The sequence below is a fragment of the Streptomyces sp. NBC_00667 genome, from assembly GCF_036226825.1.
GTDB lineage: Bacteria > Actinomycetota > Actinomycetes > Streptomycetales > Streptomycetaceae > Streptomyces.
Map to the genome: position 1 here is coordinate 407,907 of NZ_CP109022.1, position 26,941 is coordinate 434,847.

Here is a 26,941-nt window from a genome sequence, read left to right on the forward strand (position 1 = left end):
TGACCCGCAATCGCGGCGCACGCCCGGCCGGTCGCCGGCCGTGGGCCGTCCGGCCCACGCCGCGCAGCAAGGAGATGCCCCCACCGACCACGCTGCCAGGTGGTGGGTGCGGACGAAATGCAGCGCATGAGCCCTTGCGGCCTCCAGGGTCGCCGTACGCGGCGCTACAGCAAGCCCGGTACCCGGAACTGACGTTGGCACTCGTAGACTGCGCGGTCATGACACAACGATGGCCCTTCATCCACCACGTCACCTTCATCGCCTCGGACCTCGAGGCGAGCACCCGCTTCTACACTGCCGCACTCAAGCCTCTCGGTGTGATCGGGGAAGCGGCTGACGGCGGAGCGGAGTTCTGGGAAGAGGAGCTGGACACTCCGTCCTTCGGTCTGTACCCGGCGGGCGACGCCACGGTGACCCGAGGTGCACACATCGCGTTCACCGCACGAGACCGCGCCTCGGTTGACGCCTTCTTCGAGGCCGCCCTGACCGCTGGGGGCACGTCCCGGTACGAACCCCGGCTTTGGCCCGAGTACCGCGCCTACTGCGCGTTCGTCGACGACCCGGACGGCAACAACATCGAAGCCGTGTACAAGGAGCAGGCCTAAGCCAGTCGGGTGTGGCCGGGGCTCGGGCGCGCGTGGCGGCCGCCGGGGGGGGTGCCCCGGCACCGGTCGGGAGAGGGCCCCGACCGTGAAATCATGAGGTGTTCATGACGCGTGACTGTCCGCGCGTCCCCCCGGCCCCACCACCCTCACAGGAGGAGCGCATGGCCAACCCGTACGAGGTGTCGCCACCGCCGCCGCCCAGACGCCGCTCGGGCGGAGGCCTCGCCGGCTTCCTGGTCCTGGCCCTGATCCTCGGCGGGATCTTCGGCCTCTCCAAGTGGCTCGGCGACGACAAGAAGCCCTCGGCGTCGGCCTCCGCTACCGCGTCCCCCTCTCCCAAGCGTTCCACGGACCCGGGCTCCCCCGAATCGTCGTCGGACACGTCCAGTTCGTGGAAGGTCGGTGACTGCGGCGGACCCGACCCGGACGACAAGCCCGACGGGTACCGGCCGCAACGCTGTGGCGCGTCCGGCGCGACCTTCAAGGCGATCGACATCAAGGACGCCAGCATCATCCCGGGCACCATCCAGTGCCCTGCCGGCACCGACCTGATGATCCAGGTGAGCATCTCCTACGGCGGCAAGAAGGGCGGCGGCATCCCCACGAACACGGTGTGCGGCCGCAATCTGGCCGACGACCACCCCGGGGACGCGGGCGCGGGCGGCGGTCAGCTGGTCAAGGGTGACTGCGTGACCTCGCAGGCCCAGGAAACCCCTTGCGCCACAGGCGGTTCGGACACGTACAAGGTGCTCGGCCTCGTCAAGGACGAGAACGAGTGCCCGGCCGGCACCAGCGAACCCATGCGGCTGACCATCGCCATCGGTCGGCCCTACGACGTGATCTGCGCCGACAACTGAGGCCTACGGTGAGGAGGGTGGTCCGCGGTGCGTGCACGCCTCGAACGCGGCACGCAGCCGCCACCCTGCCACCCATCAGGGCAGTGGGGTGCCGCGCGCCGTCAGCCACAAGTCGTACCACTCCTCGTGGGTGAGTTCCGGCGTCCGCCCGGCGGCATCGGCGCAGGCACGAATACGGCCGGGGTGCGCGCTGCCGACGACCGGGGCGATACGGGCCGGGTGTCGCTGCAGCCACCACAAGACGATGGTCTCCGGAGTGGTGTTCTTGGCCTCGGCGAGCGCTGCGACCAGTCGCGCAGTCCGTTCGTCCTCCCGCGTCTGTGACCGCCCTGTGTAACGCCCCTGTGCCAGCGCGCCCCAGGCCTGCAGTTGCACACCGTTCTTGCGGCAGTACTCCAGGGTCCCGGGAGGGAACCCATTGCCGGTGGCGGCGGTCGTGTTGACCAGCACCGCCGCTTCCAGCCAGTCGCGGCGCGCCAGGCTCATCTCCAGTTGGTTGGCGACCAACGGGACGTCGAGGAAGCCCTGCAGCTCCTGGACCTGCGCCGCTCCCATGTTGGACACGCCGAAGCCGCGTACCAACCCCTGACGGTGCAAAGACGTCAGCGCCGCGGCGACGTCCTCCGGATCGGCCAATGGGTCGGGCCGGTGCAGCAACAGCACGTCGATCACGTCGGTGCGCAGACGCTCCAGGCTCCCCTCGACCCTGCGGACGATGGTTTCTCCCCGGAGGTCGTACATTCCCGGCCTGACACCGTCTCCCAGGCGGATGCCGCACTTGGTCTGGATGACGATCTTCTCCCTCAGGCCCGTCGCGCGGGAGAGGACCTCACCGAAGACGGCCTCGGCCTTTCCGTGACGGTAGATGTCGGCATGATCGAAAAGGGTGATGCCGCTGTCGAGTGCGGCCTCCACCGCCTCCTCGGCCCGCGACAGGTCCGCCGCGCCGTAAGGCGTGTCGTCCCACTCACCACCCACCCCCATGCATCCGTAGAGCAGCCTGTGCGAGTCCAGGGAGATCGTCATACCCGCACCCTAACGACAGCCGGTCAACCGTCGCGCGCAGGCCGGACGCTGCACCGCGCCGTCATGGGCTCGGCGGCCGCATACACGAAGACGCCCGGCCGGGAGGTCCCTGCCGAGCGTCTTCGTGTGTTCGCTACCCGCCGGTCGCTTAGTACCAGTGGTTGGCCTGCCAGAAGTTCCAAGCGCCTACCGGGCTGCCGTAGCGGGAGTTCATGTAGTCCAGGCCCCACTTGATCTGGGTGGCCGGGTTCGTCTTCCAGTCGGAGCCGGCGGAGGCCATCTTCGAGGCGGGCAGGGCCTGGACCAGGCCGTACGCGCCGGAAGAGGCGTTCGTGGCGGTGTGGTCCCAGCCGCTCTCGTGAGAAATGATCTTGTCGAAGGCCGCGAACTGCGCCGGGTCCTTGATCATCTGGTGCGCGATCGCCTTGGCGCTCGTCGGGGCCGCCTGAGCGGGAACCGTGGCGAGCATCGAGCCGGCCACTCCCAGCGCGACGATGCCACCGGCGAGGGTCTTCTTGGAAACGGCGATGCGACGGATGACTGCGTTGGACACGGACGAACCTTCCGAAGGGGACGAGGACGGTCGCGGCATGCCGAAGACATGCGTGAACCACTCACGCGGGGGAGAGGGATTCGTCGGCGGCGGGTGGAGCACCCGTGCCGCCCGGCGACATCAACCAGTTAGCCAGGCTTGGGCGGACCTGGCAACGACCTCTCCTACTAGGCACTTTCATACCGAGCGCTTCACGGCCCGCGGCGCCGTCCTGTCAGGGCCGTGCACGTCGGGCCCTCGTCGGCGGAACAAGGCCCCCAGACCTACTATCCCGGCTCGTATGTGACGCGGCTCCTATGGGCCGTGTCACCAGCAGGCAGGCAGAATGTCACCCTTTGCGACCTATCAAATACGTTCAGCGCCCGCGTGAGTCACAGGTAGGGCCGGCTGATTCCGGCCACCCACGGTGCTGGGACCACTCCGGCGCCAGGATCGACATCACCACCGCGTCCACCCGCTCGCCCTCCCAGAACAGTGCATCGCGCAACACGCCCTCGGCGGCGAACCCCACCTTCTCGTAGACGCGACGAGCCCGCGGATCGAAGGCGTAGACCTCCGGCGAGATGCGGTGCAGCCCCAGTCGCTCGAAGCCGTACCCGACGATCGACCGGATCGCCTCGGTGCCCAGACCGTGTCCGTGGGTGCCGGGCACCAGGCCGATGCGGAAGCTGCAGCTTTCGTTGCGCGGATCCCACTCGTTCAGGACCGCCTCGCCGATGACGTTGCCCGTCGACTGCTCCACCACGGCAAGGTCCAGTACCAGTGATGCTTCGGCTCCGGTCAGGAGGAGCGGTGGCCGAGGAGCCGGATCAGGCCGACCGGGAGGAACTCGGGCCGGTGGGGCTGTGCGACTTGGTACGGCACGTAGCCCAGCGAGGCGGCGACCTGGACCTCTTCTACCGTCTCCGCCTGGAAGACGAGGCGGCAGCGCCCTGACGCGGCCCTCGCGCGCTGCCAGAGAGCAGGAGCCGGTTTGCGCTCCGCCTCCGTGCGGGGGGTGAATATCCGGTCGCCGAAGTCCTCCCAGGCGAAGGGCGCAGAGCCCTTCCACGCGGCGTCGACTTCCTTCTTCAGCCTGGCGGCGCGCTCGGCGTCGGTTGCGCCCCAGGAGGGCGGGACGTTGGTGATCAGGCCGATGGCGATGTGGCGCTCGCGCAGGGCGCGCAGATAGGAGGCCGCTCCTGGCAGATAGGTGATGCTGCCGTCGTCGGCGGTATGTACGAGGGTTTCGCCCAGGTCGAAGTACACGACGGGGCAGGCGGTTTCACCGACCGGACGCGCGACGGAACCCTTGCCCGTGACTCCGCCCTCCCCCGCGGGCACCGCCGCACTCACGGTGGCGCAGAGCACGGTCGACGCCAGGGCCGCACCGAGCGCGAGGCTCGCCCGGCCCAGACCCCTGGAGGCGGTTCTGTTCATGGTGTCGTAGCCCCTTCTCCTTGTGCACCCCGTGAGGGAGCACGAATGTCCGGTCCATGACATACAGGTGCCGCAGAGTGTCTCACACGGGCGACAGGCAAAGCGGCAACCGTGGCCCCGGCGCACGGCAGTGCGGAACCGGACCCGGCGGCGTCGACCCCGACGCGGCCCACGCTGCCACCACGAACGCAGGTGCCCGGAGCCGTGGGGCCCCGGGCACCTGTCAGGTCATGCTCGGTCGGCTGCTCAGAAGGTGAGCTTGAAGTCCGTGATGGTGCCGACGTCCGCGGCGCCCTTGTCCTGGACCTTCAGCTTCCAGGTGCCGTTGGCGGCCACGGCCGAGGCGTTGACGGTGAACGTCTTGTCGAGGTTCGCCGTGGAGTCCGAGGAGGAGTTCTGCAGGCGGTACGAGGTCCCGTTGGGGGCCACGAGGTCGATCTGCAGGTCACCGATGTAGGTGTGGGTGATCTTCACGCCGACCTTGAGGGTGCTCGGCGCGTTGCCGCTGATCCCGGTGACGTTCACCGACGAGGTGACGGCGGGGCCCGGGGAGTCCGGGATGGCCACGCGGGTGGTGCTCTCGAAGACGTTCCCCGGGGTGGGGGTACCGCCGTTCGAGCGGGTGCCCACGTTGACGGCGGCCCAGGCGTTGGTGACGTTGGTGACCTCGGCGCTGCCCGCTCCGTACAGCTCGGTGGCCGCGGCGATCGTGCCGTCGCGGGCGCCCTTGTAGTCGGTGCTGGAGTTGAACTTGCTGGTGAGCGCCTTGTACCAGATGAGCTGGGCCTTGTCCCGGCCGATGCCGGTGACGGGCAGGCCGTCGGAGGTCGGCGAGTTGTAGCTGACGCCGTTGACCGTCTTGGCGCCGGAGCCCTCGGAGGCCAGGTAGAACCAGTGGTTCGCCGGGCCCGAGGAGTAGTGGACGTCGAGGTTGCCGACGCCGGAGTACCAGCTGTCCGCGGACCCGCCGTCCTTGCTCGGCTTGTCCATGTAGCGCAGCGGCGTGCCGTCGCCGTTGATGTTGATCTGCTCGCCGATGAGGTAGTTGCCGGGCGCGCTGGGGTTGTTGGCGTAGAACTCGACCGAGGTGCCCATGATGTCGGAGGTCGCCTCGTTCAGGCCGCCCGACTCACCGCTGTAGTTGAGGCCGGCGGTGGCGGCGGTGACGCCGTGCGTCATCTCGTGACCGGCGACGTCCAGCGAGGTGAGCGGGTCGTTGTTGGCCGTCCCGTCCCCGTACGTCATGCAGAAGCAGCTGTCGTCCCAGAAGGCGTTGACGTACGCGTTGCCGTAGTGGACGCGGGAGTAGGCGGCGACGCCGTCACCGCGGATGCCGGAGCGGCCGAGGACGTTCTTGTAGAAGTCCCAGGTGACCCCGGCGCCGTAGGCGGCGTCGGCGCCCGCCGTGGCGGCGTTGGAGTTGGCGCCGTTGCCCCAGGTGTCGGTGGACTGGGTGAAGAGCGAACCCGTACCGGACGTACCGTGGTTCAGGTTGTACGTCTTGTGACCGCCGCGGCCCGCGTCGTTGAGCGTGAAGCTCGAACCGGACTGCGAGGTGCCGAGGGTGACCTGGCCGCTGTAGTGGGTGTTGCCGACACCGGTCTCGATGCCCTGCCACTGGTGGAGCTTCGCACCCGTGTTGGCGTCGGTGATGACGTGGAGCTGGTTGGGGGTGCCATCGTCCTGGAGCCCGCCGATGACGGTCTCGTAGGCGAGGGTCGGCACGCCGTTGGCCATCCACACGACCTTGCGGGGCGCGACGTCGGCCTGCGCGGCCTTGGAGCCCACGGCCTTCGCGGCGTCGAGGGCCTGCTTGGAGGCGGCCGTCGGAGCGTCGGCCGGGGCGGAGGTGGAGAGGCCCTGCAGCTGGGCGCCGGACGCCTTGGTCACGCTCTTGGTCGTGTTGGCCGCCGTACGGCTGACGACCAGGTCGCCGCCGAGGACCGGGAGTCCCTCGTACGTGCGCTCGTACCGGGTGTGGGTGGTACCGTCCTGGTCCTTGACCACATCGTGGACGAGCAGCTTCTCCTGGGCGCCGAGGCCGAGTTCCTTGGCCGTGGCGGCCACGGTGCTCTGGGCCTTGGCTATGAGCTCGGCGCGCTGGGACGGGGACAGCTGTGCGGGCAGCGCGCCCGGGTTACGTACCGGCTGGCCCTTGGGGCCGGCGGCGTTCGCGGTTCCTTCGGGCTGCGCGCTGGCGCTGCCCGCCTGCACGCCAACGGTGAGCAGGGCGGCTGCGGTGAGCAGGGTGGCCGTGGTGGTGGCGTGACGACGGTGCGTGGACTTCACGCGGACTCCTTCTGCGTGTGGGGGGTTACCGGGTGGCTGGAAAGTGGCCGACCGGGGCAGAGCGTGCGGAGCTGTTCGTGCTGGGGATGGGGAGAGATTGCCAGCGATCTCGATCTTTGTCAGGAGCGCGTCATGAATCGGCCGAATCGAGTCCTGAAATCGGCGTTCGCAGTCCGCTGAGCGGACAGATCGATGTGCGCACAGCCGGTGTGGCCGCACCTGCCCCCGCGGGCGAAGGAGTCCGAATTTCGGTGTCCGCGGCGGCGAAACGCTTGCCCGGCAGGGTCGTTAAGCGCTGCGGCGGGGCGCTCGGCCCGGTCCCGGGGTAAGGAGTCCACCGTGCGCGTACACGACGTGCACCATGCCTACCGAAGCCGCCGGGTGCTGCGGGGCGTGGACCTTCGGCTGGGGCCGGGCACGCTGGCGGGGATCGTCGGGGAGAACGGTGCGGGCAAGTCCACGCTGCTGAAGATCCTGGCCGGTCAACTGCGGCCCGACCGGGGTTCGGTCGAGCCCGGCGGGAAGCTGGGGTACTGCCCGCAGCACGTCGTGCTCAACGACGCCTTGACCGTCGCCCAGCACGTCCGGTACTTCCAGAGCGCCTACCGGCTGCCCACCGCGCAGCGGGCCTGGGAGGTGATGGAGGAACTCGGACTCGCCGGGTACGCGGGGGTGCCGGCCGACCGGCTGAGCGGCGGGACACGGCAGAAGCTGAACCTCACGCTGGCGGTAATGCACGATCCTGCGGTGCTGCTCTTGGACGAGCCGTACCAGGGGTTCGACTGGCAGACCTACCAGCAGTTCTGGGCCTTGGCCGCCCGGCTGCGCGACGAGGGCCGGCGTGTCCTGATCGTCTCCCACCTCGCCTACGACTGCGACCACCTCGACGTGTTGTGGCGTCTGAGCGACGGGGTGCTGGAGAGGGAGGGATCGGTGGTGGCTCGGTGAGCGCTGTGGGCCAGGCCGCGACGACGGCTCGCTACACGTTGATCGAATACGGCCGCAACCGGTTCGCGATCCTGCTGGCGGCGACGTTCATCCCGGGGTGGACGACGACCATCTACTTGGACACCCACACCACGCCGGTGTCGTTCCTGCTGCGCGCCGACGACGTGAGCGTGGTGGTGGCCGGAAACCGGTTGATGCAACTGACCGGCGCGCTCAACGCCGTGGTCCTCATCATCGGCTTCCTGACCTTCGCCGCCACCTTCGCCAGCCACGCCTTCGACCACCGTCTCGCGCTCGCCGGCTATTCCCGCTTCCGCCTCGTTCTCGGCAAACTCGCTTCCCTGTCGCTGGCCTGCGCTCTCGCCGCCGCGTACGCCACTGCCTCGCTCTGCGTGTTCATCGCACCGGCCAGGCCGGTGTGGGTGGCGGGGGCACTGTTCGCGGGCGCGATGACCTACGGCGCGATGGGTGTCGTCCTCGGAACCGTGTTGCGTCGTGAGGTCACGGGCATGTTCGCCGTTGTCATGATCAGCCTGGTCGACGTCTCCTTGCAGACCCCGGTCGCCAGCGCGATCGCCGACAGCCCGCTGATGATCCTGCTGCCCAGCTACGGGGCGGTCCAGGCCGCGACGACCGCCGCGTTCACGACGCGGTCTGCGGTGCCCGCGGTGGCCGTCCAGTGCCTGTGGTTCACCGCCGCCGCCGTCGTCGCCCTGGCCGCCTTCCATCGGCTGACCCGGGTCGCACACGCCCGGACTCCCCGTACCTGAACCGTTCAGGGCTGCCGGGTGCCGTGACGGGGGACGGCTGACGACTGCCGGCTGACGGCTGACGGCCTGGGGTCCTGCTCCGGGTCGCACCCCGCCCGGGACGCCTTCTGCGCGGGGTACGACCGTACGGTGTTGCCTGCTTCCTCATCTGTTGCGGGCGAAGATGCTGCGCGTACGGGATGCCTGGCGGGGGATCATCACCCCGTCGCCGGTGGCTGCGTCGCGCCCGGACGGGGCGGTGCGGCTCAGGGCTCGGGCGGTGCGGCTCAGGGTTCGGGCGATACGGCGGGCTTCGACGCCTTGGTGGTGCAGTGCCCCGGTGAGCGGATTGCCGAAGCCCGCGAAGTACAGGTGCGGGGCGCTGGAGTGGGTGCGCTCGCCGCGCACCAGCGGCAGACCGGCGGCGTCAAGGACCGGTGACGGTCCGAGCAACTCGGGCAGGTTGGTGCGGTAGCCGGTGGCGGCGATGACCACCTCCGGAGTCAGGCTGGTGTCGTCGGCGAGCAGTACGCGGGGGCCGTCGAAACCCGTCACCGCGGCGGTCACGCGCACACCCCCGGATCGGATGGCGTCGACCAGGCCGTGGTCGAGCACGGGGTTGACTTCTTCACGGGCCGCGCGCGTATACATGCCGACCGTTGGGCGCGGGAGCCCGAAAGGGGTCAGGTCCGGCAGTGTCAGGCGCTGCATCACCGCGGTGGCGCAGTCGCCCCATGCGCGGGGCATGTGCTGGGTCACGCCGGCGAATGCCTGGAGATGGTTGCTGGAGCGCGGCACGATGTGCGGCGGCGTCCGCACCGCCATCCACACCGGTCCGGCACCGGCGTTGCTGAGGGCCACCGCGATCTCGGCGGCACTGTTGCCGGCGCCGACCACCAGCACCGCCCGCCCGCGGTAGGGCCCGGGGTGTCGGTACTGGGCGGCGTGCAGCAGAGCTCCGGTGAACGAAGTGCGACCAGGCCAGTCGGGCATCCGCGGCACGCGGTTGCGACCGGTGGCCACGATCACCGCGGACGCGGCCAGCCGAGGACCCCCGGCAGTGGACACCTGCCACAGCGCACCGCGACCCGACACGGCCGGCGGGGCGGGTTCGATACGGCGGACGACAGTGGCGGTACGGATGTCGAGCCGGTGGTGATCGGCGTAGTCCCGCAGGTACCGCACCCAGTCGTCACGGCCGACCCAGCAGCCGGCCTGCCGGGGAACGGGAAGACCGGGCAGCGCGGAAAACCTGCGGGTGGTGTGCAGCTCCAGGTGGTCGTACCGCTCGCTCCAACTCGAGCCCACGCGGTCGGCGCCGTCCAGGACCACGGCGGGAAGGCCGGCCTTGCCGAGCATGGCGGCGGTGGCCAGCCCGCTCGAGCCGGCACCGACGACGAGTACCGGCGCACGGCCGGTCTGATTGCGAAGATCTTCAACGGTGTGCATCGTCCGGTGCAACGACAGCCGCACCGCGCAGGGTGCCGCCCACCACTCATGCGGAGTACGCGGTGATCGGGAGCGGCCGGGTGGAACAGGGCGTGCGCAAGACCGGGCCGCTTGAACGGGCGTGGACTGCGGGGGCGGTCATGGAGGCGAACACGGTGAGGTGCACCAGACCGCTGGTCACGGTGTGCGCGATGTCGGTGGTGGGGCAGCCGGCTTCCCGCGCTCCGCGACGCCCACGACCCGGTGAGCCGATGAGCCGATGGCCGCGCAGCGCGAGGCCGATGGCTTGCGCCGATGCCACAGGAGCAGTCGAGCACCCGGTCAATGCCGAGGGCGGTTCGCCCACAGTCCATCTGGTGTGCCGACGGACACGACGACACCGCCTATCGGCCGCAGGGGTTCCCGCGGGGCAGTCAGCCGAAGACGACCGAACGTACCTTCAGCCGGTCGGAACCGCCGCCCGCGTAGGGGCGGAGATCGAAGGAAGGCCCCTCGCAGTTCGGGTCCGCGAAGACCCTCGCCCAGCTGTCCGTACGGTTCTTCGGCGAATGAGCGGGCTCGGGATTCTCCTCACCCACACCGGGAAGGTTCAGGCACCGGTCGCTGGGCGGGGCGTTGAGGAAGCCTGACGCCTCATTGCCCTCGACGGTGACGTAGTCGTAGCGGAACTGCCCCGAAGCGGCAGAGGCGGAAGCCGGGACGGCAACGAGAAGCAGCCCGGCACCGAGAACGGCAGTGAAGGCGGAACGAAGACGCATCGACGAGTCTTTCTGCTGATGAGGAACGTTGCCTGGCCATCAATGCCCGCTGAGCACCCTCACAGCCCTGCCTCATGCTTACGGGTGGCAGTGAAACGATCCGCCTTACCCCAGACGGCGCCCGCGCCGCGTGGCCTCGCCCCGCGGTGCGGAAAGCGGCGTGCCGCGGTCACCGGTGCCTCCGCGATCTGCGTGGGTGCAGTCCGCATCCGCGCGTCGGACGACACCGAGGCCGCGTCCTGCCCACTGCCACCATTCGGGTGGGGGCCCACTTCGGCCGGGTCCGGCAACGCGACCGGCCTGTCCACGAGACCGCCCCCTCCGTTCGCCGCGGCTGATGTGCCTTGTGGGTGAAGTGCGGAGTGGCAGTGGCCGGCACCGGGCAGTCAAGACACTCGACACCGAATGCCCCGCAGCTGGAGGAGACGTCGTGCGCGTAGCCCTGCTGGTCACCGGCCTTCACCGGGCCGGACACGGTTGGCTCTCCCCTGTCCGAGGTCGAGGCTGAGGGAGGCCGCTGGGTGAGCGCGTCAGGAGAGGGCGCCGCCGCGCCCCGGAGGGCGTGGGCAGGGTTGCTCACCGAGGCGCACACCCTGCTGCCCGAGACCGTGGCGCTGCGCCGGAGCCTGCACCGCTTCCCCGAACTGGGCCTGGATCTGCCCCGCACCCAAGGGGCCGTGCTGGACGCCTTGGCGGACCTGGGTCTGGAGATCGCCACGGGGTCGCGCCTCACATCCGTCACGGCCACCCTCGAAGGCGCCTCGCCCGGCCGGACGGTGCTGCTGCGGGCCGACATGGACGCCCTGCCCTTGCAGGAGGAGACCGGCCTGGGGTTCGCCTCACAGGTGCCGGGCGCCATGCACGCCTGCGGACACGACGCCCACACGGCGATGCTCGTCACGGCCGCCCGCCTGGTCGCCGCCCGGCGTTCGACGCTGGCCGGTCGGGTGGTGTTCATGTTCCAGCCGGCGGAGGAATCCGGCGGCGGTGCAAGGCACATGATCGACGAGGGGGTCCTGGAGCTCGCCGGTGGCAGGGTGGAATCGGCGTTCGCCCTGCACATCACCACCCGCTTCGACAGCGGCACGATCCACCTGCGGCCCGGACCGACCTTCGCCGCGTCCGACCTGCTCCATATCACCGTCCGCGGGCGTGGCGGTCACGCCTCCGCCCCGCACCTGGCACTCGATCCGGTCCCTGTCGCGTGTGAGATCGTCCAAGCGATCCAGGCGATGGTCACCCGCACGATCGACGTCTTCGACCCGGCGGTCGTCACCGTCGCCTCCCTCCATGCCGGCACCACGACCAACGTGATCCCCGCCTGCGCCGAGATCCACGGCACCGTGCGCAGCCTCTCCCCGGCCACCCGTCGGCTGGTGCACGAAGGCATCACCCGCGTCGCCCACCACGTCGCCGCCGCCCACGCGGCCACGGCCGAAGTCACCCTCACCGACGGCTACCCACCCGTCATCAACGATCCCGCCCGCACCCGGCTCCTCCACGCCACCGCAAGCGCGCTCCTGGGCCCCGACCGCGTCCACCACCTCGCCCAGCCCCTGATGGGTGCCGAGGACTTCTCCTACGTCTTGCAGCAGGTGCCGGGCGCGATGGCGTTCCTGGGCGCCCGCCCACCCGGCCTCCCAGCCGGGGAAACACCGGACATCCACTCCAACCGGGTCGTCTTCGACGAGAACGCCCTGGCCACCGGAGCGGCCCTCTACGCGGCCACGGCTCTCGAAGCCACCGGTCAACACGGGCCGCCGACCTGACGCCCGGTCACCGGCCCGGCCCACCCGGTCGAAGTGCCGTGCACGCACCGCGCCCCTCGCCGTCGGGCACGGTCCACCGCTCTTCGAGGCCGTCGAGGACGGACGTGGCCCCGGCGCGGTTGTCAGTGCTGCCGGTGACACTCGTGCTGCGGCGCCGCCCCGGCAACGCAGGAGGAGGGGAGCGACATGGCTGAGGTGCTGCTTTTCCATCACGGGCACGGACTCACCGGCGGCGTAGACCGGTTCGCCGAGCGGCTGCGACGGTACGGCCACACTGTCCATGCCCCGGACCTGTTCGAGGGGCAGGTATTCGACAGCCTCGAAGAGGGCATCGCTTACACCGCGAGGGTCGGTTTCGATACGGTCCTCGCGCGCGGAGCCGCTGCCGCCGGGGAGCTGCCTGCGGAGCTCGTCTACCTCGGGATCTCGCTCGGCGTCCTGCCGGCGCAGAAGCTGGCTCAGACCCGCCCCGGCGCGAAGGGCGCGCTGTTGCTGGAGGCATGCGTCCCTGTCTCGGAGTTCGGTGGCGCCTGGCCCCAGGACGTCCCGGTCCAGGTGCACGGCATGGACGCAGACCCGTTCTTCTCCGGTGAGGGGGATGTGGACGCGGCCCGCGCGCTCGTCGAGACGGTGGCCGGTGCCGAGTTGTTCCTGTACTCCGGAGACAGACATCTGTTCACCGACAGCAGCCTGGCGTCGCACGACGAGCACGCTGCAACCCAGGTCACCCACCGCGTGCTCGACTTCCTCGACCACATCAAGCAGGGAACCTCGACTGCACCCGCCTGACCGGGACCGCTGTGGCCGTGAGTCGAACGCGAGAACGGCCGGATCGGTAGGGGGACGGCCGCTCGCGCGTGACGTTGGTCAGAGGGGCCACCACGGAAGTCGTCGTCGGGCGGTCCGGGGGCAACCGCGCGGGCGCCGACCAGGGTGAACGCCGAGAACGCGCCCGGATGGTCGAGTACGGCGAGCTGGGCGACCATCCCGCCCACGCCGATCCCCGCGAGGTGCGCAGGCCGCCCGCCGAGCGCCCCGGCAAGGTCCGCCGCGTCGGCGGCGAGATCCCGCAGGGTGTAGGCGGTCGCCTGCGTGACCGTGGTCGTCGACTCCCCGCAAGACGTAGAAGGCTCCAGCCGCTGCCCGGCAGGCTCCGCCACCCGGGTGGTTTTGGACGCGGCCCTTCGGTAGCAGGGCGAGCCACCTGGAAGGATGGCCCCGCTGTTGCCGGCCGGGATGACATCCGGTTCGGCGGAACCGAAGAGAGGATCCATGGTGGGAACGAAGTGGTCCACCGCTTCTCGGGGCATGGCCGTGGCCCTGGTGACCGTCACCGCTGCTGCGGCACCGACGACTGCCCACGGTCAGGCACCCGACCGAGCCCCGTCCGCCCACCGCACGGTGCTCACCAACGCGGACGCCGGCCGGACCGTGACCGCGAGCCCTGGAGACGACGTCGAAGTCCGGCTCACCGCCCACCGGGCAAACGGTCTCACCTACACGTGGGGCACTCCCACCTCCAGCGACCCCGCTGTTCTCCGGCGTACCTCCGGCAGTACGACACCGAGCGGGGCCGCCGCAGCCGTCTTCCATGCGGAAGGTGGTGGTACCGCAACCGTCACGGCCGTACCCCGCTGTCGCGCCGACCAAGACCGGGTCTGTCCCTTGGTGGTCGTGCCCTGGAAGGCCAGGATCGAAGTGCGGTGACCTTCCGGACGAGGACCCCGTCCGGAAGGCTCGAATCAGCGGAGCAGGTGTACGCGCCAGGCGGGGTACCAGCGGCCGTCGGGCGGAGCGTCAGGCGGCGGGGATCCGGTCGAGGAAGCCGAGGACCGAGGTGATCCGGCCGTCCTCGGCCAGGGTGATCGCATCCGAGCCGGCGACCGGAGCGGAACCGTCGGCCGTGGAGACCAGCTCCCAGCTGAAGCGGGCGATGTGATGGTTGCCGTCCACCTCGCCGGTCAGCTTGAACTCGAAGCCCGGGAACTGCTCGTGCGCGGCCCGGATGACCGCCGCGATCGCCTCGTGACCACGCACGTCGGCCAGCGGGTCGGTGTAGGTGCCTTCCTCGGACCAGGCTGCGGCGACCGCTTTGGCGAGGCCGTCGGCGTCGGTGGCGTTCCACGCCTCGAAGTAACGGGATACGGCGGCAGCGTGCATCGGCATGACAGAACTCCCTGTCGGTCGAAGTCGCCTGTAGGTCAGGCGAGTTGGCTCGGTCGACGGGCCGGAGGAGGCCGGCCCGACGTCCGATGGCTCCACTCTGCCGCGTCACGCCCGACCATGCGATTACCACTCAGGTAATGGCAGTCCCGACCTACTCGGGCACGCATGGATGGGCATGCGGGCCGTCCAGGTCTTGCGGGATCTGCGACGCATCCGGCTGACCAGCCGCTACCCGGAGAGTGCGAGGGCAGGACTGATTCCGTGGTGAGCCGGTCGAGCCTCGGTACGCGTCCGGGGATGCGACGGCAGGGCGGGTGCGGGTGCCGTGACGTGTCAGTGGATGACGTCGAAGACATTCTTCTGCAGGCCGTTGGGGTAGGCCTCGTGCTCGACGAGCTTGAGCTTCTGGGTGTCCTTGTCCGTGGCGCTGAAGAGGCGCTTGCCGGCGCCGAGCAGGAGCGGGTACACGATGAGGTGGTAGTGGTCGATCAGGCCGGCGTCCGAGAGGGCCTGGTTCAGCGAGGCGCTGCCGTGGAGGATGATCGGGCCGCCTTCGGTCTCCTTGAGCGCGGCGACCTCCTCGAGCGGGCGCAGGATCGTGAGATGAACGCGGTGCTGGTCAGGGTGCGCATCTGAGGGTTCCTCGGTCTCTCGCGTCCAGGTGCCGCAACTTCGACCGTGCACGCTTCGTCCGCTCCTGCGTGGGCATTGCGCCAAAGCCATGGTCACTGACTGCTGATCACGGAGAAACTCATCGGTCCCGCGATCCGTCAACTTACCGAAACCACGGATGGCCGATCAGCCTGTCTCGGCCGGCCTCGGTCACCGAGGAGGAGGGCGGCGGGTCAACGGCTGAGCAGCGCGTCCAGTTGATCATCGAGGTGTGCGCTCTCGCTGTCGGCGGGGACCGCCGCGTACGTCCGGTTCAGGAAGGCGGCGACGCCGTCGGCATTCGCGAGCAGCACCGCCCGGTCCTGACCGGCCCGATCTGCTCCGCGCAACTCGATGCGGAGGTCTCGCTTCGGCCCACTGCTCACGGGCCGGAAGCGCACGGCCCCCTCCCCCACCGGCCGGTGTAGTCCGTCGGCCAGCATCTGCCGCTCGAAGTACCAGCAGGCGAGCGGCTCACCGGCGTGGAGGATCACCGCCCGTACCGCGACCGGGTCCGACGCGGTGTAGGAGAGCTGCACCAGCAGTGGCGCCCCGCCGGCCGTGGCCACGCGGGCGTGTATCAAAAAGGTCATGCCGGACGTCACAGAAGGCCTCCACGAGGACGGGGCACCTGCCGTCGGCGCCGGATCCGCGTGTGCCCATCCCGGCGCCGACCACACCACCTCGTTTCCGACCCCGGCGAAACCCCCGGTTCCCCGGAGGACGGGCGGCCGTCCCGACGGGCTCCTCGACCGCCGACCCGCTCCCTCGGGGAACCGTCCGGGGGGAGTCACGGCGCCGGCTGCCCGACTCCGCACGGGACTCCCTCATGCTGCGTCCTCCTGCCCTCAGAGGGGCACCGGCGTGCGTCCGTGCCCGCGGTGGGGCGCAGGCCGGTGGGGCCGGCGCCCCGGGACGACAGACCGGCGTGCTGCTGCCGGCTGTCAGTCGGTGGACAGGGCCTGGAGGAGATCGCCGACCTTGGGGTCGGGCAGGGCGCGGGCGACGTCGGCCTGGGCGACGATGCCCACCAGGCGGTGCCCGTCGATCACGGGCAGCCTGCGCACCTGGTGCGAGGTCATCGTGCGGAGGATTTCCTCGGCGTCGTCATCGGCTCCGATCGTGACCGCTTCACCCTGCGCGAGGTCACCGGCCTTGATCTGACCGGGGTCCTTGCCCACGCCCAGGACCTTGACCACGATGTCGCGGTCGGTGAGCATCCCTTTGAGCTTGTCGTCCGTGCCGCAGATGGGCAACGCACCGACTCCCAGCCGTGTCATCTTCTTCGCCGCTTCCAGCACCGTCTCCTCGGCACCGACACACTCGGCGCCTTCGGTCATGATCTCGCGGGCCGTCGTCACTACGACACTCCTTACCTCGGCGATGCGACGCCGCCCGATGAGCGGAGCCGCGGGATGCAACCAGGTGTGCCCCGAGCCACGGACGCATAACGCCACATGCCGCCCAGCCACCCCTTGGCGCGACTCGGCGACCCCAATGCCAGTCGGCCGGCCGCGCGAGGGGCGGGCGCGCACGGTATCGGTGGCCCCGGGGCGCCCGCGCCGGTGGGCTCGACGGTCGCCCGGCCCGGTCGGCCGTTTGGGCTGCCCGGTCGCCCGGTCGCCCGGCCGTCCGGCCGTCCGAGGTTGGCATGGAGAACATCGAGATGCACCCGGCCTGGCCGTGGGTGTGCCGGCGCGCTGCCCCCTCCCGTTCAGCCGAAGGCCCCGGTCCTGCGCCCCTCCGGGCGCAGGGCCGTCAACCGTCAACCGCTGTGCCAGGGGATGTCCGGCGTGAGCATGTCGTGGACGCAGCGGCGCAGTCCGCTGGTGGTGTCGACCGGTGGGAGCCACGGCACCCGCTGGAGCAGATCGCCGCGTTGCCCGGTGCTCAGGTCGGTCAGGAGGGTGCGGAGTTCGTCAGGGACGGGGTCGTCGACCAGACAGAGCCAGGCGAGCCCGGCGCCGATGCGGATCTCGGGCGTTCGGCCGGGATCCGACCACAGGCCCCGGGCCCACGCGGGAGCGTGTACGTCCCCTTGCTCCCGGGCGAGTTGGGCGATCGCCAGGATCAAGCTCACCTGGACCACCGGGTCGTCCTCCACTGCCAGCCTGCCGCGCAGGGCTGACGAAACGCGTGGAATCCCGCTGGTCGCCGCCGCCAGGGCGAAGGCGGCCACGGCGCGGACATCGGGATCGGGGTCGGGGAGAAGCGGGAACAGGAGGTGCAGGTCGGCGGTGAGGGCGTCGCGCGCGGCCCGGATCGTCCAGTCCACCGGGCAGTCCGTGGTGCCCTCCCTCATCAAGGGGTCCTCGGCGACTTGGAGGAGGCCTTCGCGTGTTCCGTCCCCATCGTGCTGGCATCGTCCGATCTCGGCGACCAGGCGAAGGGTTTCCGCGCGGAGCCCGGGAGAGCCGGCGGCCGCGAGCCGGAGCAGGAAAGGCACCGCCAACGCTGCCACCGCGATCGTGCTGCCTTGATGGTGAAGATCCGTCCGCAGCTGCCGCAACGCCCGCCCGGCGGCTGCGGCGTCGCTGTCGCGGGATCCCCGGCCACCTGGACCAGCGTTCCTCGTCCACAGCCTGCTCTCCGGACACCATAGCTCCCTCCACACCTCACCCCGGCAGCCGTGACCTGCGGCGCGACCGCAAGAGTCGCACGAGCGGGGCCTCAGGGGCGCCGTTCCTCGTAGTGGATGTGGTGTCGGGCAGCGATGGGGTTGATCTTCTCGGGGTCCAGTTCCCCACCGGTGAGGACGCTCGGGCCGGCCTCGACCAGGTCCTCGACGTAGCACTCCCAGCCGCCCGGGGAGGAGATCTGCAGCACGCGCGGGGGCGGGTCGGAGGCGCGGCGCAGGGCGTGCGGGACGCCACGGGGCAGCAAGGCGAAGGTCCCTTGCGGCGCCGAGTGGGTGCGGTCGTCGAACTCGATGGCGAGGACGCCCTCGAGGACGTAGACGCACTCGTCGGCCCGGCGGTGGACGTGGCGCGGAATGTCCTTCGCCAGGGTCACTTCGAGGAGCGACAACCGCCCCTCGGTGTCGGCCGTGGCGGCCTTGACGGCGAAGGCGGGTGGCAGCGGTACGCGGCCCGGCCGGACGGCACCGGGTTCCAGCAGGACGAAACGCTTCTCGTCATCCGCGTCAGGGGTGTTGGTCATGGTTGCGCTCCTCGTCTCGGCCTGTTCGGCGGCTCCGTCTCCTTGACGGACCGGCGAGTCGAGATGTGACGGGCACGCTGCCGGCCGTCCACCGACGGTGGACGGCCACAGCGACCTGCCCCGGGCGCAGCGCGGGTCAGGCGAAGGTGCGGCGCAGGTGTTCCGCCAGGTGTTCCGGTACGGCCGGGTGGAAGCGTCCGGAGACGTAGCCGTCCGGGCGGATCAGGAGGGCCTCGCCGTCGCGCGGCGCATAGGCGTCGCGGAACTCGCCCGCCGCGTCGCACACACGCGGCAGCCGTAGGGAGACCGGCCCGGTGTCCCGCGGTACCTCTGCGGCGGTGATCAGGTAGGTGTCGAGCAGGCCGTGGGCGGCGCGGTGCGCCTCGGCGGCGCAGGCTTCGAGCCGTGCGGCGCTGTCGCCCGAGGCGTGCTCCGATCCCGCGAACAGCAACAGCACGTGCCGCGGGGTGCGCAGCAGGTCGAAAAGCCGCCACGGGTAGGTGGCGACGTCGCTCAGCAGGCCGCGGCAGTCCGGTGCCCGGTCGCCCGTGGCGGGACCGGCCACGGGCGTGCCGTCCGCACCCTTCGGCTGGATCAACGGGCTGTCCGGGTAGGCGACCAGCAGCTGGGCCTGGCGCCGCAGCGTCGTCTCGGGGTCGTCTCCCTTGTTGCCGAGGCCGGAGCGGGCATGACCAGCGGAGCGGGCGTGTCGGACGGTGCGGTTGACCACTTCCTGCGCGACCGGGTGGCGTTCGGCGTGATAGCTCTCCAGCACCTCGTCCGTGGCCACACCACGGACGGCCAGGGCCAGCTTCCAGGCCAGGTTGTAGGCGTCCTGCACGCCGGTGTTCAGACCCTGTCCGCCGATCGGCGGGTTGATGTGCGCGGCGTCCCCGGCGACGAAGAGACGGCCGTTCCGGTAGCGGTCCACCAGGCGGTGGCTGACCCGGAAGGCGGACGACCAGCGCAGCGTGGAGGCGGTTGTCGGCTCCGGGGACAGCCGGTCGAGCACGGCCTGGATCTGGCCGAGGTCCGGTCCGTGGCCGTCCCCCATCCCGTCCGGCGCGCTCAATGAGTTTTCGTCCCCGGCGTCGGCGCCAGGGCGCAGCATCGACAGCCAGTACCGCCGGACGCCCGGCATCGGAATGCAAATGAGCATGTCGGCCATCGAACCGTTGTCGTCCATGTTCACGGACCGCATGCTGTAGCCGACGGGGAGCTCCCAGTCGAGCTCGACGTCGCCGATCATGTACTGCTCGGGGAAGGCGTCGCCCTCGAAGGTCAGCCCGGCCGCCTTGCGGACCAGGCTGTGCGCGCCGTCGCAGCCCACGACGTAGCGGGCGGACAGACGCTCGGTCCGGCCGTCGGCGTGCGCGAGGACGGCCTCCACCTCGTCCGGGTGCGTCTCCAGCGAGCGGAGCTCGGTCGGCCGCTCCACCTCCGTGCCGAAGCGCGCAAGATGCTCGCCGAGCAACCGCTCGGTCGCGTACTGGGGCAGCGTGGCGAAGGGGTAGGGGATCTCGGGCGGCAGGGTCAACTCGACCTGGGGGCTCGGCTTGCCGTCGATGAAGACCAGCTGGCCCCGGTGCGGCACCGCGTGATCCAGCGCCCCGCGGGCGAGGCCCATGTCGTCCCACACCTCCAGCGTGCGGGGCTGGATGCCGATGGCCTTGGCATAGGGCTGCGGGCCGGCCAGCCGATCGACGATGCGGCAGTCCACTCCGTGGCGCCGCAGCTCGGCCGCCGCCGTCAGGCCCACCGGGCCCGCGCCCACCACGAGTACGTCGATATCGGCCATGATCAGGACCCTTCGTCATCCGGCTTAGTCCGCGAGCCAGTCTGCTTCACCAGGTTGCACCGACCGGCGGATTGGCGGCTCGGCCGCCGTGGCGTAGCCGCTAACGTGCTGGTCAGGACGGGTTGACGAAGTTTCAGGTTCACTCATCCGGCCGCTGCCAGGTTGGCGTAGCGCCTGTCCCCCGGCTCGGTGGGGCCAGGCCGTTTGCTTCGGATCATCCGACCGTTAACGTGAGTACATGACGGCTTGTACGGAATGCGGTTTCGAGTACGACCTCGCCCTGGCTACCAGTGTCCCGATCCTCGCCAGGGGCCACGCGCGCGAGTACGCGGACCTGCTGCAAGCCGCGCCGCCGGTGCTGCGGCAGCGCTCCTCGCCGCACGTATGGTCACCTCTGGAGTACGCCTGCCACATGCGCGATGTGCTGCTCGTCCAGAGGGAACGGGTGCTGGCCGCTCGCCGCCTTGATACGCCGGTCGCCGAGTCCATGGGGCGGGACGAGCGGGTCGAGCACGACGGATATGCGCAGCAAACGCCCACCGATGTCGCGCGCCAACTCCAGGACGCAGCATCGCTGTTCCACGACGTTCTCGACCGGCTCTCTCCCTCCGATTGGGATCGCACGTTGGTGTACAGCTACCCCGAGCCCACGGAGCGCTCACTGCGCTGGGTCGCCGTGCACACCCTGCACGAGCTGCGCCACCACCTGCTCGACATGCGTCGCCAGCTGGAACGCCGCGACTAGCGCTGTGACCGAGAAGGTTTGCCGGGTTGCTCGTTGTGCTGGTCGGATGTGACGACTTCGACTGGCATGGGGCCCCGCAGTCACCGACCGCGGGGCCCTCACCTTCAGGGCGCCACGCAGCAGGTTCAATGCCCGCCGCCAGGGTGGCCCTCGGCGCGCTGGGCCCCACATACTTCAGGGGGATCGCCATTCCGAATGGCCGGACACGGGACGCGGTGCCGCCTACCCGCCACCGGGATCCTGTCGGGGCCTGCCAGGCGGTCGCGTCTCACCGGGCCGGAGCGACCGGCGAGCGCCGTACGTTGCCCAGCTCTACGTGAAGGCCACGGCGGCGGCGAAGCCCTGACGCCCAGGGGCGGGGGCGGCCATGCCCTGGTTATACGCCGCCCTCGATGAGGGTCCAGCCGGGGGAGATGTCGTCCAGCGGCCCGACGCTCTTGTAGTCGCCGTCGACCAGCTTCGAGGCCGAGGCGGTGCCGTCGGACTTGTAGAAGAGCAGGCTGTCCGAGGTTCGGCCCACCTTCTCCCAGAGGTCGGAGGTGCCGACCCCGCGGAAATGGAAGACCCAGCCGTCGGTCGCCGTGCCCGCCCGCAAGTCGAGTTTCCCGCCCGCCTTCGCCCAGGACAGCACCGAGTCCCTGGTGGCGGTCAGCTGGCCCAGGTGGTCCTCCCCCACCAAGCTGCCCCTGCGCCCGTAGACGCCGCCTTCCAGGGTTCCGTACTCGCTCTTGTCCCACGAGAAGGTGGCCGCCCCTGGCCGGGCCGCGGCGGTCAGCGTGTCGCACGAGCCGGCCATGGTCACCCAGCCCTTCTTGAAGTCGTCGTACGTGCGCACCTGTTGGTACTTGCCGTTCCGCAGGGTGCCGGTGATGCCGTGGCCGGTCTGGCCGTTGTAGAAGAGCACCGAGTCGCCGGAGGCCTCGACCTGGGTCCAACCCGTCGGGAAGTTGCCAAAGGTGCGGGTGCGCGCGTACTCGCCGTCGGTGAAGGTGCCGACCTCCCCAGCCCCGGTGATCTTGTTGTACAGCAGCAGCGAATCGTGGCTCGCCGCCGCGTGCGTGTAGCCGCGCGGCAGGTGGAACTCCCCGTTGGACTCCCAGTGGCCGGCGGAGAGGGTTCCGGTGACGGCGGAGCCGCTACCGGTCCGGTAGAACAGGATCGAGGTGTTCCCGCTGGTGCCGAAGCAGGACGCGGAAGCGGACGCGGGGGTGACGGGACCCGCCAGCAGAACCGCCACTGCAGAAGTCGCCAGCGTGACCACCAGGGATTTCCTCATCATTGCCCCATTTCGTCGGGTGGGCGCGCGCGTCGGGCGTCGTGGGGTCGCCCGTGCGTAGGGGGTTCCCCGCCTGGATGCGGTCGCAGCGGCCGACGTCACGGGTCGACCGAGGCTGCGACGGGCGGCACGACCTGAGCTCCAACAGGGCGCCCACCGGCGATTCCCGCCCATGTGCAACGCCCTCGTCCATTCTGCGCCGCATCGGGACCCGTCGCATCCAGGCCCGGCGCCTAGTGCTGTGACCGGGAAGGTTTGCCGGGTCGGGTGGTCAGGCCGCGGCGGGTAGTGGTCTGCCGCCCCAGCGGATGCCTTTCTCGCTGCGGATGCGGGCGCGTTCGCGTCGTCGTGCGGCGAGGACGTCGGGGTGGCGGGCGTTCTGGTTACGCCAGCGCAGGTAGGCGTGCAGGGCCCTGGTCTGGACCGTGTGATTTGGATGGTTGGAGTTGGCCAGGGTGAACTGCCGCAGGGGTCCGAAGTGGGCCTCGATGGGGCTGGCCCAGGACGCGTAGGTCGGGGTGAAGCACAGCTCGACCTTGTGCCGGGCCGCCCACCTGCGGATTCTCCAGTTCAGGTGGGCGGAGAGGTTGTCGAGGATCACGTAGATCGGTCCGCCGTCCGGGCGTGCGGCCCGGATCGTTCTCAGGGCCGCCCAGGTGTGGTCGATGCCCTTGCGTCTGTGGTTGACGCCCCAGAGCTTGTCGTCGCCGACGGAGTAGCAGCCGTGGAAGTAGGTGATTCCGTGGGTGCGGCGGTAGGTCGCCGGAAGGCGGTCGGGCCGGCCCCGATCTGCCCAGCAGGAGCCAGCGGTGGGGCGGATGCCGAGCGGGCCGAACTCGTCGAACGCGAACGTGCGGTCCGGCCGCTGGTTGATCGCGTACTCGATCCGGTCCAGCTTGGCGTCGAAGTCCAGGTCCGGGGACTCCTTCCAGGTCTTCGTGCGCTGGAAGGTGATCCCCCGGCGGGCAAGTAAGCATCGAAGTGCCTCTCGGCCGATCCGGACAGGCCTGGCCATGTTGCGCCGCAGGTGATCGACAAGCTTGCGGATCGACCAGCGGGTGAAGGGCTTGCCGAGCTGGGCCGGTCGGGCACTGGCCGTCTGGACGACGAAGTCCTCGTCGTCAGGACTGAGTAGGCGGGGACGGCCTCCCGCCCACTGAGGGTTCAGGCATGCAAGCCCGATCTCGTTGAAGCGGTGGATCACATCGCGGACAGTGTCCTCGTCCGCCTGGACCAGCCGTGCGATCACCGGGACCCTGCTGCCACCGGCCGAAGCGAGCAGCATCATCGCCCGCCGAAACCGCACAGAACTGGTACTGCCCCGCCAGACGATGTGCTGCAGTTTCTGCCCCTCCTGCTCGGTCAGCCTGCGAAACCGGACCGGTTGCGCCATCCCGCCTCCCCATGCTGGTCGGAGAATTCATTTCCAACCAGCACAACCAGCAACCCGGCGAACCTTCCCGGTCACAGCACTAGGTTCTGTCTCTTTGGTCAGCGTCGGGTCCAGATGAGGATGCCGGCGAGGTGGAGTGCGGCCTGGTAGGCGATGGCGAGTTTGTCGGTTCGTGTGGCCAGGCCGCGCCACTGCTTGAGCCGGTTGATGCACCGCTCGACGGTGTTCCGCTGCTTGTAGACCTCACGGTCGAAGCCCGGTGGGCGGCCGCCTTGTCGGCCCCGCCGCAGGCGGTGGCCGATCTGGTCGGAAGGTTGCGGGATCACCGCCCGGATTCCCCGGCGCCGGAGGTGACTGCGGATGGCGCGGGAGGAGTACGCCCGGTCGGCCAGCACAGCGAGAGGCCGGGTTCGTGGCCTTCCAGGGCCGGTGCGGGGCACGCGGATGCGGGACATCACGGTCTTGAAGGCGGGTGCGTCACCAGCCTGACCTGCGGTGATGGTGAAAGCCAGAGGCCGTGCCCCACCGTCCGCGGCCAGGTGGACCTTCGTGCTCAGCCCGCCACGGGAGCGTCCGAGAGCGTGATCGGCGGGCTCACCGGAGCGAGCCGCCCCCTTTTACGTGCCCCGGCGGCGTGCTGGTGGGCGCGGACGACCGTGGAGTCCACCGACACCGTCCAGTCGATGTCGTCGTCGGCGTCCGCCGCCGCCAGGACGGCGACGAGGATCATCTCCCAAGTGCCGTCGACGGCCCACCTGATCAGCCGTTTGTGGGCTGTCTGGAACGGGCCGAGCTCGCCGGGGAGATCCCGCCAGGGCGAGTTGGTGCGGTACTTCCACGCGATGGCCTCGAGTGTTCGGCGGTGGTCGGCCCACCGCCGGCCACGGACTGGATCGGCCGGCATCAGCGGCTCGATCCGGTCCCACATCGCATCAGTGATCACTAATCGGACAGACATATCCGATCAACTGACTTACCGTCCAAAGAGACACGCGCTAGGTGTATTGATCACGAGCGTTGTTGACATTCGGCTGGTCTTGAACATGACGAAGACCTCCGGTGAGGTGGGAGCTGTCTAGGAACTCACCGCACGGAGGCCTTCGTGTCCCACCGTAATGCCCGGTTGACTGTCTTCGGTAGGCGGCTACTGGTCGAACGTGTCCTCGCCGGGCGTCCGGTCGCCCATGTGGCGGCCGAGATGGGCATATCGCGGGCCACCGCCCACAAATGGGTCCGCCGCTGGCGAACGGAAGGCAACGCCGGGCTTCACGATCGCTCCAGCCGCCCCCGCTCGACCCCCCACAGGACGCCGCCCTCGACCGAGGCCCAAGTCTGTGACCTGCGACGAAGCCGCAAACTCGGCCCCGCACGAATCGGCCCGATCCTCGGCCTGCCCGCCTCGACCGTCCACCGGATCCTGGTCCGGCACAGCCTGCACCGCCTGGCCTGGCTGGACCGGCCCACCGGAGAGCCGATCAGGCGATACGAGCGTGCCCGGCCCGGCGAGCTGGTCCATGTCGACATCAAGAAGCTCGGCAACATCCCCCACGGCGGCGGCTGGCGGGCAGTGGGCCGAACTGACGGCGACCACAACCGTCAGGCCACCACCACCCAGCGCAAAAACAGTACGCCAGTGATCGGCTACAGCTACGTCCACTCCGCCGTCGACGACCACTCCCGCCTTGCCTACAGCGAGGTCCTCACCGACGAACGCCAACACACCGCCATCGCCTTCTGGACCCGGGCTCACACGTTCTTCCAGGACCACGGCATCACCGTCGAACGCGTCCTGACCGACAACGGCGCCTGCTACAAGTCGAAACTCTTCACCCAGACCCTGACCGCGGCCGGCATCGCCCACAAGAAGATCAGGCCCTACCGGCCCCAGACCAACGGCAAGGTCGAACGCTTCAACCGCACGCTCCTGGACGAGTGGGCCTACCAGCGGCCCTACCGGTCAAACGACGAGCGGACAGCGGCCCTGGCAGACTTCCTCCACACCTACAACCACCACCGCTGCCACACCGCACTCGGCGGACACCCACCCATCACCCGCGTCAACAACCCTGCGGGTCAATACAACTAGGCGCTGTCCGGCGGATCATGCTTCGGGGTCGAGGGTCCGGAGGTCGTAGAGGTAGGAGCGGTCGTTTTTGAAGCTGCGCCAGACGGTGGCGGGGGGTTCGGGTTCGTCGACGTGGCTGTCGAGGGGATGGGCGGTGACGAGGCCGTCAGCGATCTCGCAGTGCCAGCCGTCGGTCGGCGACCAGACACACCACACGTTCCCGTCCGTTCGGCGGTAGGCGGGGCGGCCGTTGCGCTCGCCGTCGCGTTCGAAGTGGTAGCGGAGCCCGTCGATGTGGCGCACGAAGGTGAAGGATGAAAGTGCCGTCATAGCTTCCGCACTGTATGGGACGACGCTGCTGGCGGCGAAGGAGTCCTGGGTGTGACCAGGTGCTGGGCGTATCTCACGGGCGGAGCCAGAGCCGGATCGCGGCGACGGCGACGGCGACAGTGCCATGGAAGACGTAGGCCCTCTTGTCGTAGCGGGTGGCGACGGCCCGGGAGCTCTTGAGCCGGTTGATCGTGCGCTCGACCTCGTTGCGGCGGTCGTAGATCTCGAGGTCGAAGCCGGTGGGTCGGCCGCCCTTGCTTTCGCGTCTTGTGCGGTTGGCCCGCTGGTCCTTTGGTTCGCAGATGGTGTGCTTGATCTGGCGTCTTCGCAGGTAGCGGCGGTTGCGGCGCGAGCTGTATGCCTTGTCGCCGCCGATGTGGTCCGGCCGGGTGCGCGGCCGTCCGCCTTGCGGTCGGGGAACGGCGATGCGTTCGAGGCCCTCGATCATCTGCGGCGCGTCGCCCCACTGGCTAGGGCGTGACCAGGAAGGCCATGGGCCCGCATCCACCCTCACCGGCGAGGTGGATCTTGCAGGTCAGACCGCCCCGGGACCCGTTCGCACCCGGAACAGGATCCCGTTGATCACCCTGCGGTGATCGCTCCACCGGCCGCCACGCTGCCCCGACGCTGGCAAGTACGGCTCCAACCGGTCCAACTCGGCATTCGTCAGATCACCCCGCCCCATGCCGGGATCAACGAGCCAGCAATCCGACAGCCGCATGATCCGCCGGACAGTGCATAGCCGTCTCTTTCGGATCTTGCCGGTCAAGCCCGCGTCGTCCGGCGCCGTGCATCGCAAGGCGGAGGGGCGCCGGTGTACTGGACGTACTCCGGCGCCCCGACAACGGTGGGGGCACCTCCCAGCGGTAGCCGGGGGAGAGGTGTGGTGCCGGGCGGCGCGGGTCCGGGGGTACCTCCCAGCGGTGCTGGGGGAGC

The 26,941-nt window shown here is 69.9% G+C and carries 27 protein-coding genes and 2 pseudogenes; 8 read left to right on the top strand and 21 right to left on the bottom strand.

Going from position 1 to position 26,941, the window contains the following annotated elements:
- Positions 1-218 precede the first annotated feature (218 nt).
- Both OHA81_RS01985 and OHA81_RS01990 read left to right on the top strand, forming a co-directional pair.
- On the top strand, positions 219-605 hold the full coding sequence (locus OHA81_RS01985) for a VOC family protein (protein ID WP_329192099.1): 387 nt from the start codon (positions 219-221) through the stop codon (positions 603-605).
- 161 nt (positions 606-766) lie between these two features.
- The gene (locus OHA81_RS01990; RefSeq protein WP_329192101.1) at positions 767-1,462 is read left to right on the top strand and encodes a hypothetical protein; all 696 of its coding nucleotides are present in this window, start codon (positions 767-769) and stop codon (positions 1,460-1,462) included.
- A 75-nt stretch (positions 1,463-1,537) separates the two neighbouring features.
- On the opposite strand, the gene OHA81_RS01995 is transcribed toward OHA81_RS01990, so the two are convergent.
- From OHA81_RS01995 to OHA81_RS02015, 5 genes are all read right to left on the bottom strand, one after another.
- Positions 1,538-2,488 (bottom strand): aldo/keto reductase, encoded by a 951-nt coding sequence (locus OHA81_RS01995; protein WP_329192103.1) that lies wholly within the window; start codon positions 2,486-2,488, stop codon positions 1,538-1,540.
- Positions 2,489-2,636: 148 nt separating this feature from the next.
- Complete coding sequence (locus OHA81_RS02000) at positions 2,637-3,080, bottom strand: transglycosylase SLT domain-containing protein (protein WP_329192104.1); 444 nt, start codon at positions 3,078-3,080, stop codon at positions 2,637-2,639.
- Between the two features lie 316 nt (positions 3,081-3,396).
- On the bottom strand, positions 3,397-3,783 hold the full coding sequence (locus OHA81_RS02005; RefSeq protein WP_329192105.1) for a GNAT family N-acetyltransferase: 387 nt from the start codon (positions 3,781-3,783) through the stop codon (positions 3,397-3,399).
- Positions 3,784-3,821: 38 nt separating this feature from the next.
- A complete protein-coding gene (locus tag OHA81_RS02010) occupies positions 3,822-4,460 on the bottom strand; it encodes a hypothetical protein (RefSeq protein WP_329192107.1) in 639 nt (212 codons plus the stop codon).
- A 246-nt stretch (positions 4,461-4,706) separates the two neighbouring features.
- Positions 4,707-6,749: a M4 family metallopeptidase gene (locus OHA81_RS02015; RefSeq protein ID WP_329192109.1), complete on the bottom strand. Its 2,043-nt coding sequence runs from the start codon at positions 6,747-6,749 to the stop codon at positions 4,707-4,709.
- A gap of 339 nt (positions 6,750-7,088) precedes the next feature.
- On the opposite strand from OHA81_RS02015, the gene OHA81_RS02020 reads away from it, so the two are divergent.
- On the top strand, positions 7,089-7,697 hold the full coding sequence (locus tag OHA81_RS02020) for an ABC transporter ATP-binding protein (protein WP_329192111.1): 609 nt from the start codon (positions 7,089-7,091) through the stop codon (positions 7,695-7,697).
- On the top strand, positions 7,694-8,467 hold the full coding sequence (locus OHA81_RS02025; protein WP_329192113.1) for an ABC transporter permease: 774 nt from the start codon (positions 7,694-7,696) through the stop codon (positions 8,465-8,467). Before OHA81_RS02020 ends, OHA81_RS02025 begins: the two co-directional genes overlap by 4 nt.
- Before the next feature lie 144 nt (positions 8,468-8,611).
- Here the strand turns inward: OHA81_RS02025 and OHA81_RS02030 are convergent, their stop codons facing one another.
- The 3 genes from OHA81_RS02030 to OHA81_RS02040 form a co-directional block, all read right to left on the bottom strand.
- Complete coding sequence (locus OHA81_RS02030; RefSeq protein ID WP_329192115.1) at positions 8,612-9,895, bottom strand: flavin-containing monooxygenase; 1,284 nt, start codon at positions 9,893-9,895, stop codon at positions 8,612-8,614.
- A gap of 46 nt (positions 9,896-9,941) precedes the next feature.
- The gene (locus OHA81_RS02035; protein WP_329192117.1) at positions 9,942-10,196 is read right to left on the bottom strand and encodes a hypothetical protein; all 255 of its coding nucleotides are present in this window, start codon (positions 10,194-10,196) and stop codon (positions 9,942-9,944) included.
- A 112-nt stretch (positions 10,197-10,308) separates the two neighbouring features.
- Positions 10,309-10,653 carry a hypothetical protein gene (locus OHA81_RS02040; RefSeq protein ID WP_329192119.1) on the bottom strand — a complete coding sequence of 115 codons (345 nt, stop codon included), beginning with the start codon at positions 10,651-10,653 and terminating at the stop codon, positions 10,309-10,311.
- A 521-nt stretch (positions 10,654-11,174) separates the two neighbouring features.
- On the opposite strand from OHA81_RS02040, the gene OHA81_RS02045 reads away from it, so the two are divergent.
- Both OHA81_RS02045 and OHA81_RS02050 read left to right on the top strand, forming a co-directional pair.
- Positions 11,175-12,422: a M20 metallopeptidase family protein gene (locus OHA81_RS02045; RefSeq protein WP_329192121.1), complete on the top strand. Its 1,248-nt coding sequence runs from the start codon at positions 11,175-11,177 to the stop codon at positions 12,420-12,422.
- A gap of 186 nt (positions 12,423-12,608) precedes the next feature.
- On the top strand, positions 12,609-13,211 hold the full coding sequence (locus OHA81_RS02050) for a dienelactone hydrolase family protein (RefSeq protein ID WP_329192123.1): 603 nt from the start codon (positions 12,609-12,611) through the stop codon (positions 13,209-13,211).
- A gap of 113 nt (positions 13,212-13,324) precedes the next feature.
- On the opposite strand, the pseudogene OHA81_RS34560 reads toward OHA81_RS02050, so the two are convergent.
- The 8 genes and pseudogenes from OHA81_RS34560 to OHA81_RS02090 all read right to left on the bottom strand — a co-directional run.
- Positions 13,325-13,732, bottom strand: a pseudogene (locus tag OHA81_RS34560) (hypothetical protein); the annotation flags it as partial.
- A 487-nt stretch (positions 13,733-14,219) separates the two neighbouring features.
- Positions 14,220-14,588, bottom strand: coding sequence for a nuclear transport factor 2 family protein (locus tag OHA81_RS02060; RefSeq protein WP_329192125.1), 369 nt, complete (start codon positions 14,586-14,588; stop codon positions 14,220-14,222).
- A 333-nt stretch (positions 14,589-14,921) separates the two neighbouring features.
- Positions 14,922-15,311, bottom strand: a complete 390-nt coding sequence (locus tag OHA81_RS02065) for a dihydrofolate reductase family protein (RefSeq protein WP_329192127.1) — start codon at positions 15,309-15,311, stop codon at positions 14,922-14,924.
- Between the two features lie 122 nt (positions 15,312-15,433).
- Positions 15,434-15,832, bottom strand: coding sequence for an SsgA family sporulation/cell division regulator (locus tag OHA81_RS02070; protein WP_329192129.1), 399 nt, complete (start codon positions 15,830-15,832; stop codon positions 15,434-15,436).
- Between the two features lie 351 nt (positions 15,833-16,183).
- Positions 16,184-16,600, bottom strand: coding sequence for a CBS domain-containing protein (locus OHA81_RS02075; protein ID WP_329192131.1), 417 nt, complete (start codon positions 16,598-16,600; stop codon positions 16,184-16,186).
- A 404-nt stretch (positions 16,601-17,004) separates the two neighbouring features.
- Entirely contained in the window at positions 17,005-17,541 is a 537-nt protein-coding gene (locus OHA81_RS02080; protein ID WP_329192133.1) for a hypothetical protein, read from the bottom strand.
- A gap of 368 nt (positions 17,542-17,909) precedes the next feature.
- Positions 17,910-18,398: a cupin domain-containing protein gene (locus tag OHA81_RS02085; RefSeq protein ID WP_329192135.1), complete on the bottom strand. Its 489-nt coding sequence runs from the start codon at positions 18,396-18,398 to the stop codon at positions 17,910-17,912.
- A 136-nt stretch (positions 18,399-18,534) separates the two neighbouring features.
- The gene (locus OHA81_RS02090; RefSeq protein ID WP_329192137.1) at positions 18,535-20,196 is read right to left on the bottom strand and encodes an FAD-dependent monooxygenase; all 1,662 of its coding nucleotides are present in this window, start codon (positions 20,194-20,196) and stop codon (positions 18,535-18,537) included.
- 238 nt (positions 20,197-20,434) lie between these two features.
- Between OHA81_RS02090 and OHA81_RS02095 the strand changes: the two genes are divergently transcribed.
- A complete protein-coding gene (locus OHA81_RS02095) occupies positions 20,435-20,941 on the top strand; it encodes a DinB family protein (RefSeq protein WP_329192139.1) in 507 nt (168 codons plus the stop codon).
- 376 nt (positions 20,942-21,317) lie between these two features.
- Here the strand turns inward: OHA81_RS02095 and OHA81_RS02100 are convergent, their stop codons facing one another.
- From OHA81_RS02100 to OHA81_RS02110, 3 genes are all read right to left on the bottom strand, one after another.
- Complete coding sequence (locus OHA81_RS02100) at positions 21,318-22,220, bottom strand: hypothetical protein (protein ID WP_136227622.1); 903 nt, start codon at positions 22,218-22,220, stop codon at positions 21,318-21,320.
- A 268-nt stretch (positions 22,221-22,488) separates the two neighbouring features.
- Positions 22,489-23,610 (bottom strand): IS630 family transposase, encoded by a 1,122-nt coding sequence (locus OHA81_RS02105; protein ID WP_329192143.1) that lies wholly within the window; start codon positions 23,608-23,610, stop codon positions 22,489-22,491.
- 98 nt (positions 23,611-23,708) lie between these two features.
- Positions 23,709-24,568 (bottom strand): IS5 family transposase gene (locus OHA81_RS02110; RefSeq protein ID WP_329192145.1). Its coding sequence is split into 2 segments (ribosomal slippage): positions 23,709-24,208 and positions 24,208-24,568, totalling 861 coding nucleotides; the frame shifts between segments, so codons are not numbered across the junction.
- 144 nt (positions 24,569-24,712) lie between these two features.
- Here OHA81_RS02110 and OHA81_RS02115 point away from each other — a divergent pair.
- Complete coding sequence (locus tag OHA81_RS02115) at positions 24,713-25,696, top strand: IS481 family transposase (protein ID WP_329192147.1); 984 nt, start codon at positions 24,713-24,715, stop codon at positions 25,694-25,696.
- Positions 25,697-25,711: 15 nt separating this feature from the next.
- On the opposite strand, the gene OHA81_RS02120 is transcribed toward OHA81_RS02115, so the two are convergent.
- Both OHA81_RS02120 and OHA81_RS02125 read right to left on the bottom strand, forming a co-directional pair.
- A complete protein-coding gene (locus OHA81_RS02120; RefSeq protein ID WP_329192149.1) occupies positions 25,712-26,005 on the bottom strand; it encodes a hypothetical protein in 294 nt (97 codons plus the stop codon).
- A gap of 73 nt (positions 26,006-26,078) precedes the next feature.
- Positions 26,079-26,690 (bottom strand): annotated as a pseudogene (locus tag OHA81_RS02125) (IS5 family transposase).
- Between the last annotated feature and the right edge of the window lie 251 nt (positions 26,691-26,941).